This window comes from Streptomyces sp. NPDC050263, assembly GCF_040655955.1.
GTDB lineage: Bacteria > Actinomycetota > Actinomycetes > Streptomycetales > Streptomycetaceae > Streptomyces.
Window position 1 is genome coordinate 17,433 of sequence record NZ_JBFAKW010000041.1, and the last position, 12,294, is coordinate 29,726.

Below are 12,294 nucleotides of genomic sequence, written 5' to 3' on the forward strand. Positions count from 1 at the left end.
TATGGCCCGCGAGTTCAGGGTGCGCCGCGAGCAGGTGCTGCCCGCGACACCCGAGCAGGTGTGGAACGCGGTCGCCACCGGCGAGGGCAACCTCGGCTGGCTGTACCCGATGGACATCGAGCCGCGGGTCGGCGGTGCGGTGTCGCGGGGGCAGGCCACCGTCGTCGAGTGGGAGCCGCCCCGCAGGTTCGCCTGCCGGACCGCCGACCAGGACGGTTTCAGCAACACCCTCGACTACGCCGTGGAGGCGCACGGCGACGGAGCCGCCGGGCTGTCGATGGGCATCCACTGGGTGCACACCGGCACGGTCGACGACGGCTGGGACACCCGTGCCGACGCCGCCGAGAAGCACATCGACTTCTATCGGCACAGCCTCGCCGAGTACCTGCGGCACTTCTGCGGACGCAGCGCCGCCTACGTCAGGGCCACCCGCCCCGACCCGGCGGTCCCCGGGTCCCTCGTCGCCGTCCGCGACCGGCTCGGGCTGTCCGGCGCGGCGGGCCCGGGCGACACCGTGAAGGCGACCCTGCCGGACCGTCCCGGAGCGCCTGTCGAAGCGGTCGTCGACTTCCTGGACGCCGACTTCCTCGGGCTGCGCACCGCCGACGCCCTGTACCGCTTCTACGACGGCAGCGCCTGGAACTGGCCGGTGTGGCTGGGCCACCACCTGTTCACACCGGACGTCGACGTCGAGAGCGCCGCGCGCGCGTGGGACATGTGGCTGGCGGAGGTGGCCCCCTGATGGAGACCCCGCTCTACTCGGCCGAACTCGTGGAGGAGGACGGCGTGTACAAGCTCGTCGTCACCGATCTGCGGCGGGACACCGTACAGACCGCCCACGTCCCGAAGCGGGCCGTGGACAAGCTCCCGTACTTCCTGTCGATGCTCGACTCCCGCCGGTTCGGCGCGTTTCGCTGACTCCGCCGTCCCGCCCCACACACATCGCTGCCCTTCAGGAGGATCGTCCGACCATGGCGTCGACCCAGCTCACGACCGCCGCCGCGCTTCCCGCGAGCCGACGGCCACCGGCGGACCGGTGGTTCCGGGTGCACCGGTGCCGAGCGCCCCGGGCAGCCCGCCGCCTGCTGTGCTTCCCGCACGCCGGCGGCACCGCCCACCTCTTCCACGGCTGGCCCGCGCATCTGCCCGACGACGTCGAACTCCTCGCCGTGCGCTACCCGGGCCGGCAGGACCGGCTGGCCGAGCGGTGTATCGAGGACATGACCGAACTGGCCGACGCCGTCACCGACGCCCTCACCGACACCCGCGCCCCGTACACGGACCTGCCGCTCGCCCTGTTCGGCCACAGCATGGGCTCCGCCGTCGCCTACGAGGTCGCGCTGCGGCTGGAGGCCCGCGGACTGCGCCCGGCGCAGCTGCTGGTCTCCGGGCGCGCCGCCCCGCACCGGGCCCTCCCGCCCGGCGTCCGGGACGGCGACGACGAAGCCCTCCTCGCCACGGTCCGGGGACTCGGCGACCACCAGACGGAGGTCTACGACATCCCCGAGCTCAGGGAACTCCTGCTGCCCGCGCTGCGCGCCGACTACCGCCTCATCGAGACCTACCGCCCGGACCGCCCGCTGCCCCTGCGCACCCCCGTGACCGCCTACACGGGTCGCGACGACACCAGTTGCCCGGCGCCGTCCGTCGGCGCCTGGGCCGAGCTGACCGAACCGGGCCGCTTCGCGCTGCGCTCGTTCCCCGGCGACCACTTCTACCTCGTCCCCCGCGAGGCGGAGCTGGTCGCGGACATCGTCACCCGGATCCGCTGAACAAGCCTGCACAGAATCGGACTCGACGCATGGTGAACACGACCGCCCCCCTCCCCACCAGGCCGCCCGGCGAGCTGTACCTGCTCGACCCCGAGCTCCTCGCGGATCCGGCCGGCGGCTACGGCCGGATCCGGGAACAGGGTCCCGTGGTGCGTGCCTGGCTGACCGACACCCAGCCCGTGTGGCTGGTCACCCGCTACGACGACGTCCGCGAGGGCCTGCGCGACGGCCGCTTCGTCAGCAGCCCCGACACGATCGAGGACCACAGCGGCGAGGACCCGCGCCGCGCCCTCGTGGACATGCTGAACCTGCCGGAGGAGGTCCAGAAGTACTTCCTGGTCTCGGCCCTGGACACCGACCCGCCGGCCCACACCAGGACGCGCGGGGCCGTCAGCCGGGCCTTCGGGGCCCGCCGGATGCAGGCGCTGCGCCCCCGCGTCGAACAGCTCACCGCCGATCTCCTCGACGGTCTCCGGGAGCGGTCCGCCGACGGCGTCCTGGAGCTGGTCGACGGTTTCGCCTACCCCCTCGCGGTCACCGTCGTCTGCGAGCTGGCGGGCGTCCCCGAGGAGGACCGCGCGGTCTTCCGCCGCTGGGGCGACGACATCCTCGTCATGGAACCGGAGCGGCTGCGCGAGTCGTCCCCGGCCGTCGTCGAGACCGTGCTGCGGCTGCTCGACGAGCGGCGGCGGGAGCCCTCCGACGATCTGCTGAGCACCCTGGCCGCCGCCCGGGAGGACGAGAGGTTCCGGCTGACGGAGGAGGAGGCCGTGGCGATGGTCCTCAACGTCGTCATAGCCGGCTACGACAACACCGCGCAGCTGATCGTGAACAGCCTGGCGGCCCTGCTCACCCACCCCGACCAGCTGAAACTGCTCCAGTCCGACCCGGAGCTGCTGCCGGGGGCCGTCAACGAGTTCATCCGCTGGTGCGGGCCCGACATCATGGTGCGGATGCGGATCGCCGCCGAGGACCTCGACTTCCACGGCACGGCCGTCCGCAAGGGCGACTGCGTGCAGTTCGTCCTGGTCTCCGCCAACCGCGACCCGCGCCGCTACCCCGACCCGGACCGGCTCGACATCACCCGCCGCCCGTTCGACGGCACGGAGGGACACATCGGCTTCGGGCACGGCATCCACTACTGCGTGGGCGCGGCGCTCTCCCGCCTCCAGTGCGAGATCGCCCAGCGCACCCTGTTGGAGCGCCACCCCGGCCTGCGGCTCGCCGAGGGCGCGAGCATGAGCCGCACGGTCATCCCGGGCACGCCCCCACGGCTGCCGCGCCTGCCCGTGCAGATCTGAGCACCGCTGTGCCGAACGCACCGGGGCGTCCCGCCCGGCCGCCACAGGCCGGGCGGGACGCCCTGATCACTTCAGTTCGGACTTGGTCGATCAGACCAGGTCGAACCGGTCGAGGTTCGAGACCTTGACCCACGCGGCGACGAAGTCGGTCACGAACTTCGCCTTCGCGTCGTCGCTCGCGTAGACCTCGGCGATGGCGCGCAGCTCGGAGTTCGAGCCGAAGACCAGGTCGGCACGCGTGCCGGTCCACTTGACCTCGCCGGAGGCGTCGCGGCCCTCGAACGTGGTCTGGTCGGAGGACGTGGACGACCAGGTCGTGCCCAGGTCGAGCAGGTTGACGAAGAAGTCGTTCGTCAGCGTGCCCGGGGCGTCGGTGAGGACGCCGTGCGAGGACTGGCCGTGGTTGGCGCCCAGCACGCGCAGACCGCCGACGAGGACCGTCAGCTCGGGGGCGCTCAGGGTCAGCAGGTTCGCCTTGTCGAGCAGCAGGTACTCGGCCGGCAGGCGGTTGCCCTTGCCGAGGTAGTTGCGGAACCCGTCGGCGGTCGGCTCGAGCGCGGCGAACGACTCGACGTCCGTCTGCTCCTGCGAGGCGTCCACGCGGCCCGGCGTGAAGGGGACCGCCACGTCGTGACCGGCGTCCTTGGCGGCCTTCTCCACGGCGGCGGCGCCACCGAGGACGATCAGGTCGGCCAGCGACACCTTCTTGGCGCCGACGTTGAACTCCTGCTGGACGCCCTCCAGGACGCGCAGCACCTGGGCCAGCTCGTCCGGGTTGTTGACCTCCCAGCCGCGCTGCGGCTCGAGGCGGACGCGGGCGCCGTTGGCGCCGCCGCGCTTGTCGCTGCCGCGGTGGCTGGAGGCCGACGCCCAGGCGGTGGACACCAGCTGCGAGACGGTGAGCCCCGAGCCGAGGAGCTTGGCCTTGAGGGCCGCGATGTCACCGGCGTCGATGACCTCGCCCTCGGCCTGCGGCAGCGGGTCCTGCCACAGCAGGGTCTCCGCCGGGACCTCCGAGCCGAGGTACAGGGACTTCGGGCCCAGGTCACGGTGGGTCAGCTTGTACCAGGCGCGGGCGAAGGCGTCCGCGAACTCGGCCGGGTTCTCGTGGAAGCGCTTGGAGATCGGACCGTAGATCGGGTCGAAGCGCAGCGAGAGGTCGGTGGTGAGCATCGTCGGGAGCTTCTTCTTCGACGCGTCGTGCGCGTCGGGGATGATCGCCTCGGCGTCCTTGGCCACCCACTGGTTGGCGCCGGCCGGGGACTGGGTCAGCTCCCACTCGTAGCCGAAGAGGATGTCGAAGAAGTCGTTGCTCCACCGGGTGGGCTTGGTGGTCCAGGTGACCTCCAGACCACTGGTGATCGCGTCGCCGCCCTTGCCGGTGCCGTAGGTGGACTTCCAGCCCAGGCCCTGCTGCTCGATGGAGGCGGCCTCGGGGTCGTCGCCGACGTTGTCCGCCGGGCCGGCGCCGTGGGTCTTGCCGAAGGTGTGGCCACCGGCGATGAGGGCGACGGTCTCCTCGTCGTTCATCGCCATGCGGCGGAACGTCTCGCGGATGTCGCGGGCCGCGGCCAGCGGGTCCGGGTTGCCGTTGGGGCCCTCCGGGTTGACGTAGATGAGGCCCATCTGGACCGCGCCGAGCGGGCTCTCCAGCTCACGGTCGCCGGTGTAGCGCTGGTCGTCGAGCCAGGTGGTCTCGGGACCCCAGTACACGTCCTCGTCGGCCTCCCAGACGTCCGCGCGGCCGCCGCCGAAGCCGAAGGTCTCGAAGCCCATCGTCTCCAGCGCGACGTTGCCCGTGAGGATCATGAGGTCGGCCCAGGAGATGGACTGGCCGTACTTCTTCTTGACCGGCCACAGCAGACGGCGGGCCTTGTCGAGGTTGCCGTTGTCCGGCCAGCTGTTCAGCGGCGCGAAGCGCTGCTGTCCGCGGCCGCCGCCGCCGCGGCCGTCGCTGATGCGGTAGGTGCCGGCGCTGTGCCAGGCCATGCGGATCATCAGCGGGCCGTAGTTGCCGAAGTCGGCGGGCCACCAGTCCTGAGAGCTGGTCAGCACCTCGGCGATGTCCTGTTTGACGGCCGCCAGGTCGAGGGCCTCGAACGCCGCGGCGTAGTCGAACTCCGCACCGAGCGGGTTCGCCACGACGGGGTCCTTGGCAAGGATCTTCAGGTTGAGCCGCTCCGGCCACCACTGGCGGTTGCCGCCGCCCTGGGTCGGGTGCGCGGCGCGACCGTGCGCGACCGGGCAGCCGCCTGCCTCCGCCGCCGTGGAGTCGGTCACGATCGCATCATGGTTCTCGGTCATGGGGGAATCCTTCTGGGGTGGTCGGATCACATGCTCATGTCCGCAGGTGTCGGGACTTGCGGTTCCTCGGGTACTGCGGGTCCTCACGTACTGCCGGCGGTGGTGGAACAGGCGGGGCACAGGCCCCAGTAGATGACCTCGGCCTCGTCTATGGAGAAGCCGCGATCGTCCGCAGCGGTCAGACAGGGGGCGTGGCCCACGGCGCAGTCGACGTCGGCCACGGTCCCGCACGACCGGCACACGAGATGGTGGTGGTTGTCCCCGACGCGCCCCTCGAACCGGGCCGGGCTGCCCGGCGGCTCGATGCGGCGCACGAGTCCTGCCGTGGCCAGCGCGTGGAGGGCCTCGTACACGGCCTGCAGGGAGATGTGGCCCACGCGGTCGCGCACCCCGGTGGCGATCGCCTCGACACCGAGGTGATCGCCGTCCCGGACTGTCTCGAGCAGGGCGACTCGGGCGGCCGTCACCCGCAGGCCGACACCGCGCAGCTCCTCGGCGGTGGTCGGTGTACGGGGTGCTGTCATGAGGCCGAACCTACTTCATAAACACGAACGCTTCAAGAAAACGAACAGTGCAAGTCAGGGAAACAGCGTTCGATGATCTGTCAAAGGAACGAGGCGAGTCCGTCGAGGAGCCGGTCGACGTCCCCGGTGTCGTTGTAGGGCGCGAGTCCCGCCCGCAGCGCGGGGTCGGGGAGTTTCAGCGCGGTGAAGACTTCCTGGGCGTAGAAGGACCCCGCGGGTGCGACGACGCCGCGGGCCGCGAGGTGCGCCTGTGCCTCGGTCGCGTCCCGGCCCTCCAGGGTCATCAGGACGGTCGGGGTGCGGTCCGCCGCCCTGGAGTGGACGGTGACGGCGTCGCCCAGGGCGCGCAGCCCGTCGTCCAGCCTGGCGCGCAGCGCGTTCTCGTGCTCGTGCAGGGAGTGCAGCGAGCGCTTCAGCCGCTCCCTGCGTGATCCCCGTGATCCCCGTGATCCCCGTGAATCCCGTGAATCCACCGTGCCCGTGCCCGCGCCCGGCTCGGTTTCGTCCAGTGCGGCCAGGAAGTCCACCGCGGCCGTGGCGCCCGCCAGGGTCTCGTAGGGCAGCGTCCCGAATTCGAAGCGCTCCGGGACCGTGTTCGGGGAGGGCAGCAGCTTGTCCGGGGCGAGGGCTTCGAGGACGTCCGGGGAACCGGCGAGCACACCGCAGTGCGGTCCGAGGAACTTGTACGGCGAGCAGACGAACAGGTCGGCCCCCAGCGCGGGCACGTCCACCAGGTGGTGCGCCGCGTAGTGCACGCCGTCCACGTACACCAGCGCGCCGACCTCATGGGCCCGGTCGGCGATCCGGCGCACGGGCGGCTTGCTGCCCAGCACGTTCGAGGCCGCCGTCACCGCGACCAGCCGGGTCCGCGGCGACAGCGCCCGTTCGTAGGAGTCGAGGTCGAGCTCCGCGGTCGCGGCGTCGATCTCCGTCCAGCGGACGGCGACCCCGGCGCGCTCGGCCGCCTGGATCCAGGGGCGGACGTTGGCGTCGTGATCGAGACGGCTGAGGACGATCTCGTCGCCGGGCCGCCAGTCCTTTGCCAGGTGCCGTGAGAAGTCGTAGGTGAGCTGGGTGGCGCTGCGTCCGTGCACCACGGCGCCGGCCGGCACGCCCAGCAGGTCGGCGTAGGCGGCGCGGAAGTCGCCGACCGCTCGCTCGGCGTTCAGCTCGGACGCGCTGACGAGCCCCCGGTTGGACAGGGGGCCGGTCAACGTCCGGGTCATGGCCTCGGCGACCGGGAGGGGGGTCTGGGTCCCGCCCGGCCCGTCGAAGAAGGCGAGACCGTGTGTGAGGGACGGGAAACGGGCGCGCAGGGCGGCGACGTCTATGGCCATGGCCCAGACTCTGGCACTCGGAGCCGGCGCCCACCAGTGGACACGCGAGCAATTGTTAGACCCTTGACTGTCTCACCCTTGACGAATACGCTCCGTCGTGTGTCGAGAGGGGCTTTCGGTGAGCGACGGATTCGATGCCGACGTGGTCGTCGTGGGGCTGGGCCCGGTCGGGGCGACGGCCGCCAACCTCGCCCATGACCTGGGGCTGCGCGTCATGGCGTTCGACCGGGCCGCGGAGGTCGAGCGACGGCCCCGGGCCATCGGCTTCGACCAGGAGGCGATGCGGGTCTTCGCCGGCCTCGGGCTGGCCGACGCCCTCGCGGACCACACCATGCCCTACCGGCCGTCCGAGTACCGCAACGCCGACGGGCGGGTCATCAAGCGCATCGGCACCGCGCCGCCGCCCCATCTCCTCGGCTGGGCGCCCAACTACGTCTTCGACCAACCGCAGTTGGAAACCGCCCTGCGCCGCCGCCTCGCCCGGTCGGACGGCGTCGACGTGCACCTCGGCACGGAGGTGACGGACGTCCGCCTCGACGACGCCTGCGCCACCGTGGACGTGGTCGACCCGGCGGGGCGCCCGCGCGCGGTGCGGGCGCGATACGTGCTGGCCTGCGACGGCGGTGCCAGCCCCGCGCGCAGACGGGCGGGGCTGCGGATGGAGGACCTGGAGTTCGACCAGCCGTGGCTGGTGGTGGACCTGCGACTGCGCTCCGGCGCGGGGGCCGGGCTGCCGCGGACGAACGTCCAGTACTGCGAGCCGGCCCGGCCCAGCACCTTCGTCGTGGGGCCGGGGGACCATCGCCGCTGGGAGTTCATGATCAACCCCGACGAGCGGCCCGAGGACGTGTCCGACCCGGACTTCATCCGCGGCCTGCTGTCGCGCTGGCTGGCTCCCGGGGAGTACGACCTGTGGCGGGCGTCCACCTACCGCTTCCACGCCCTCGTCCTGAAGCAGTGGCGGGTGCGGCGGCTGCTCTTCCTCGGCGACGCGGCGCACATGACCCCGCCGTTCCTCGCACAGGGCATGTGCCAGGGCATCCGGGACGCGTCCAACCTGATGTGGAAGCTCGCCCTGCGCCTGCGCGGCGGCGCCGACGACTCGCTCCTGGACACCTACCAGCGGGAGCGGGCCCCGCACGTGCGTCAAGTCACGCTCACCGCCAAGGAGTTCGGCCACGTCATCTGCGAACGCGACGAGGCCGCGGCCGCCGAACGCGACGCCGAACTGCTGGCGGAGCTGGCGGCGGCGCCCGAGGGGACCGTCCGGCAGTCCCTGATCCCCGGACTGCGCGCCGGGTTCCTCGCGCCGGAGGGCTTCCCCGCGCGCGGCGACATCCTGCCGCAGCCGCGCGTGACCGACTCCCGGGGCGGTGCCGGACTCCTGGACGCGTTCACCGGGAGCACCTTCCGGCTGGTGCTGCGACACGACACGGATCCGTCCGCGGCCGAGTCCGCGCTGCGCGCGCACGACGCCGAGGGCGGCTTCCCGGTCGGCCTCGTGCGGCTCGTGGACGGCACGCCGCGCGCCGGGACGGCGGAGTACCGCGAGGAGCGGCACGTCCTGGACGCCTGGCTGCGGCACCGGTCGTGCGAGGCGGTGCTCGCCCGCCCCGATCACTACGTCTTCGGCGGCGTCGGTTCCGCGGACGGCATCGGCGAACTGCTCGCCTCCGCCCGCCGCCGGCTCGGCCCCGGCGGCGACTCGGGCCCGGCGGCGAAGTAGGCCCGTCCCCGAACCGGGCTGCGGACGCAGCAGAGACCGGTGACGCGGCCGTCCTCGACCCGGATCGCGGACAAGGCGCCCTTCGCCCATGCCGCGCTTTGTCCCGGTATCGATCCCCCCTGTAAGTGCACTGCGTCGATGCGACCTATCGCACGGGTGGCCGGTGCCGAGGCGTCCCCGGCACAGTTTCGGTGCTGTGGACGGAGCGGAAGGGGACATCGTGAGGCGGGAAACGGGGACCGGTGTGACCATTGACGACCTCAGAGCCGAACTCGACGCGATCGACGAGCGGTTTCTGGACGAGCTGCGCGCCCGCATCGAGAAGTGCGTGGAGATCGGGCATTTCAAGCGCGACAACAACGTCCCCATGATGCAGCCGCACCGCATCGGCATGGTCCAGGAGCGCGCGGCACGGTTCGGCGAGCTGCACGGGATCGACCAGGACTTCCTGCGCCGGCTGTACGACCTGGTGATCGAGGAGACGTGCCGCGTCGAGGACCTGGTGATCGGGGGGTCGGGGGTGTGAAGACGTTACTGATCGACAACTACGACTCGTTCACCTACAACCTGTACCAACTGCTCGGCGAGGTGAACGGGGAGCCGCCCGTCGTCGTCAAGAACGGCGTCGACTGGGCGCGCCTGCGGATCGAGGAGTTCGACGCCGTCGTCATCTCGCCCGGGCCCGGACGCCCCGACCGCGAACGCGACTTCGGGATCAGCGCCCGCGCGATCACGGAGAGCGGGCTGCCCACCCTGGGGGTGTGCCTCGGGCATCAGGGCATCACCCAGTTGTTCGGCGGAACGGTGGGTCTCGCGCCCGAACCCATGCACGGGCGGATCTCCGCCGTCCGGCACACCGGCGCCGACATCTTCGCCGGTCTCCCCAGCCCGTACGACGTCGTGCGCTACCACTCGCTCGCCGCGACCCGGCTGCCCGACGAACTGGAGGCCATCGCCTGGTCCGAGGACGGCGTCGTCATGGGCGTGCGCCACGTCTCCCTGCCGATCTGGGGTGTGCAGTTCCACCCGGAGTCGATCAGCAGCGAGCACGGCCGCGCACTGCTCAGGAACTTCCGCACCCTCGCCCTGGAACACCGCGCCGACCACCGCTGCGTCCGCGCCGCCGACCCGTCCCGCCCCCGGTACGAGGTGCAGGTGCGCCGCGTCGACGTCCAGCCGGACACCGAGGCCGCCTACCGGACCCTGTTCGCCGACGACGACGCGCACAGCTTCTGGCTGGACAGCGGGATCGTCGTCGACGGGCTGTCCCGGTTCTCCTTCCTCGGCGACGCCCGCGGGGAAAGCACCATCCGGATTCAAGCCGTCCGGCACCTCCACGGCCACGACGACGTCGGCTGGAACCGGCTGACGGCGGCCGGCGACGGGCCCGCCGGCCCGACCGCCGTGTGACGAGGCGCCGCACCGTCCGCGTTCCCCGACCAGCACCGGCCGGAGGTCTTCGATGCACCCCAGCCAGGAACCGCGTCACCCGCACGCGCGCCGCCGACCCGAGGAACCGCGCCGTGCGGGCCGTTGACGCCGTCCTGCACCGCCACGCCGAGGACCCGGACCGGCCGCTGGTGGAGATCCCGGGCGGCACGGGCCGCGCCGCCGTCGCCCACTCCTACCGGGAGATCACCCGGGCGGCCCGCGGTCTCGGCGACCGCCTCGCCGCCGCCCGCGCCGCCGCCCGGCCCCGCCGGCCGTTGCGGGTCGGCATGCTCTGTGGGGACACACCGGAGTTCGCGGTGACCGAACTCGCCAAGCTCGCCCTGCGGGCCACCGGCTGCCCGGTCCCGCCCGGCGCGTCCCCGCGAACGGCGGCCGCCCTGCTCGCCGACGTCGACGCCGTGGTCGTGGACGCCCCGGGCCGGGAGCGGCTCGCCGTCTGGGAGCACCTGGGCGTGCTGCCCCCGGGGCGCCCGGTGACCGTACTGGACACCCGCGAACTCGCCGACGCGGCGGCGGGGCCGTACCGGGCGCCCACCGACTCCCGGGACTGGATCTGCAAGATCCTGGCCGGCCCCGGGGCGGACGGGCCGGGCAGCGGGGCCAGGGTGGGCATCCGCGGCGACGCGGTGGCCGCACTGCTCGACTCGCTGCGCGCCGAGGTGCCGCCCGGCACCTTCGCCCGCTGCGCCGTCACCCTGCCGCTGTCGACGCCGGTGCAGCAGGTGGCCGCCGTGCCGCTCGCGGTTCTCGACCGGGGCTGTCTGATCCTGCCGCCGGCCGGCGGCGGACCCGACGCGGCCCCCTGGCCCGCCGCCGCCCGGCCCACGGCGCTCCCCGTCACCCCCGCGCTGGCGGTGGCCTTCGTCGGCGCCGCCCGCGTCGCCCGCCGCGAGGGCAGACCGGTCGCGGCCGCGCTCTTCGGCACGGCCGAGGTCCCGCTGCTGTGGTGCGGAACGGACGTGCCCGAGAGCCTCCAGCGCGAGCTGGACAGTCTGGGGCTGCCGGTCTACGCGGGCCTGGGACTGCCCGAGAACACCTGTCTGGTCAGCTGGAACACCCCCGCCGGCCGGCGGGCGGGCACCATGGGCCGGCCGCCGGCCCATGTCCGCACCGGTCTCGGTCCCGACGGCGAACTGCTGGTCGGCGGCGCGGGACTGGCGGAGGATCTGTCCCCCGGGGACGCGCGCGTCGGCCGCGCCGTCGTCGACGGCTGGCTGCACACCGGTATCCGGGCCGCCATCGACGCCGACGGGTTCATCCACCTGATCGGCCCGGCGCGGCCGGAAGGCCCGGGCGAACCCGCCGGTCCCGAGATCTGCCGCCTGCTGTACGCGCTGGTCCGCTCCATGCGGCCGGAGTCCGTCGTGGAGTTCGGCGGCGGCATCGCCGACGCCCTGGACCAACTCGCGGCGGGGGCGCGCGCCAACGGCGCCGGGCGGGTCACGGGGTTCCTGCCCGACCCCCGCCGGGCCTCCTCCGCCCGGGCCCGCCTGACCCTGCTGGGGCTCACCCCGTGGGCCGACGTCCGGGACGCCGGCGTCCACGAGCTCGGCCGTGGACCGGCGGGGGCGGCGGCCGCCCCGGTGGACCTCGCGCTGCTGGACTGCCGCCCCGACCTCGCGCTGCCCGCGCTCACCGCGCTGGAACCGTGGCTGCGGCCCGGCTCCATCGTCATCGCCGTCGGCCGGGCGGCGACGGGCGCCTATCTCGACCGGGTCCGGGACGGCGCGGACTACCTCTCCATCGCCCTGCCGGTCGGCGCGGGGCTGGAGGTCTCCACCCGGCTCACCCCGGGCCCCGGCCCCGATTCCTTCCACGGCGGCGCCCGACCGGGCGTCAGGCCCGCTGTCTCATCCCGGCAGTCGAGCGGAGAGTGAC

Annotated in this window: 11 protein-coding genes; 8 read left to right on the top strand and 3 right to left on the bottom strand. The window is 73.0% G+C overall.

Features of this window, described 5'->3' with window-relative positions:
- Position 1 precedes the first annotated feature (1 nt).
- The 4 genes from AB0J04_RS20025 to AB0J04_RS20040 are packed head-to-tail and all read left to right on the top strand — an operon-like array spanning position 2 to position 3,073.
- Entirely contained in the window at positions 2-742 is a 741-nt protein-coding gene (locus tag AB0J04_RS20025; protein ID WP_363169837.1) for an SRPBCC domain-containing protein, read from the top strand.
- Positions 742-918 (top strand): hypothetical protein, encoded by a 177-nt coding sequence (locus AB0J04_RS20030; protein WP_363169838.1) that lies wholly within the window; start codon positions 742-744, stop codon positions 916-918. Before AB0J04_RS20025 ends, AB0J04_RS20030 begins: the two co-directional genes overlap by 1 nt.
- 53 nt (positions 919-971) lie before the next feature.
- Positions 972-1,772, top strand: coding sequence for a thioesterase domain-containing protein (locus AB0J04_RS20035; protein ID WP_363169839.1), 801 nt, complete (start codon positions 972-974; stop codon positions 1,770-1,772).
- A 29-nt stretch (positions 1,773-1,801) separates the two neighbouring features.
- Positions 1,802-3,073 (top strand): cytochrome P450, encoded by a 1,272-nt coding sequence (locus AB0J04_RS20040; RefSeq protein ID WP_363169840.1) that lies wholly within the window; start codon positions 1,802-1,804, stop codon positions 3,071-3,073.
- Positions 3,074-3,163: 90 nt separating this feature from the next.
- On the opposite strand, the gene katG is transcribed toward AB0J04_RS20040, so the two are convergent.
- From katG to AB0J04_RS20055, 3 genes are all read right to left on the bottom strand, one after another.
- Positions 3,164-5,377, bottom strand: coding sequence for a catalase/peroxidase HPI (gene katG / locus AB0J04_RS20045; protein ID WP_363169841.1), 2,214 nt, complete (start codon positions 5,375-5,377; stop codon positions 3,164-3,166).
- 83 nt (positions 5,378-5,460) lie between these two features.
- Entirely contained in the window at positions 5,461-5,901 is a 441-nt protein-coding gene (locus AB0J04_RS20050; protein WP_363169842.1) for a Fur family transcriptional regulator, read from the bottom strand.
- Between the two features lie 80 nt (positions 5,902-5,981).
- Positions 5,982-7,238 (bottom strand): cysteine desulfurase-like protein, encoded by a 1,257-nt coding sequence (locus AB0J04_RS20055; RefSeq protein WP_363169843.1) that lies wholly within the window; start codon positions 7,236-7,238, stop codon positions 5,982-5,984.
- A gap of 118 nt (positions 7,239-7,356) precedes the next feature.
- Between AB0J04_RS20055 and AB0J04_RS20060 the strand changes: the two genes are divergently transcribed.
- The 4 genes from AB0J04_RS20060 (at position 7,357) to AB0J04_RS20075 (ending at position 12,293) form a co-directional block, all read left to right on the top strand.
- Positions 7,357-8,964 carry a bifunctional 3-(3-hydroxy-phenyl)propionate/3-hydroxycinnamic acid hydroxylase gene (locus AB0J04_RS20060; RefSeq protein ID WP_363169844.1) on the top strand — a complete coding sequence of 536 codons (1,608 nt, stop codon included), beginning with the start codon at positions 7,357-7,359 and terminating at the stop codon, positions 8,962-8,964.
- A 244-nt stretch (positions 8,965-9,208) separates the two neighbouring features.
- Positions 9,209-9,490, top strand: coding sequence for a chorismate mutase family protein (locus AB0J04_RS20065; RefSeq protein ID WP_363169845.1), 282 nt, complete (start codon positions 9,209-9,211; stop codon positions 9,488-9,490).
- Positions 9,487-10,374, top strand: coding sequence for an aminodeoxychorismate/anthranilate synthase component II (locus tag AB0J04_RS20070; RefSeq protein WP_363169846.1), 888 nt, complete (start codon positions 9,487-9,489; stop codon positions 10,372-10,374). The genes AB0J04_RS20065 and AB0J04_RS20070 overlap by 4 nt, the downstream gene beginning before the upstream one ends.
- A gap of 113 nt (positions 10,375-10,487) precedes the next feature.
- Positions 10,488-12,293, top strand: a complete 1,806-nt coding sequence (locus AB0J04_RS20075) for an AMP-binding protein (protein WP_363169847.1) — start codon at positions 10,488-10,490, stop codon at positions 12,291-12,293.
- Position 12,294: the final 1 nt, after the last annotated feature.

Coding starts and splice junctions, on each gene's coding strand:
- AB0J04_RS20025 (WP_363169837.1), top strand. CDS start 2: ATGGCCCGCGAGTTCAGGGTGCGCCGCGAGCAGGTGCTGCCCGCGACA.
- AB0J04_RS20030 (WP_363169838.1), top strand. CDS start 742: ATGGAGACCCCGCTCTACTCGGCCGAACTCGTGGAGGAGGACGGCGTG.
- AB0J04_RS20035 (WP_363169839.1), top strand. CDS start 972: ATGGCGTCGACCCAGCTCACGACCGCCGCCGCGCTTCCCGCGAGCCGA.
- AB0J04_RS20040 (WP_363169840.1), top strand. CDS start 1,802: ATGGTGAACACGACCGCCCCCCTCCCCACCAGGCCGCCCGGCGAGCTG.
- katG (WP_363169841.1), bottom strand. CDS start 5,377: ATGACCGAGAACCATGATGCGATCGTGACCGACTCCACGGCGGCGGAG.
- AB0J04_RS20050 (WP_363169842.1), bottom strand. CDS start 5,901: ATGACAGCACCCCGTACACCGACCACCGCCGAGGAGCTGCGCGGTGTC.
- AB0J04_RS20055 (WP_363169843.1), bottom strand. CDS start 7,238: ATGGCCATAGACGTCGCCGCCCTGCGCGCCCGTTTCCCGTCCCTCACA.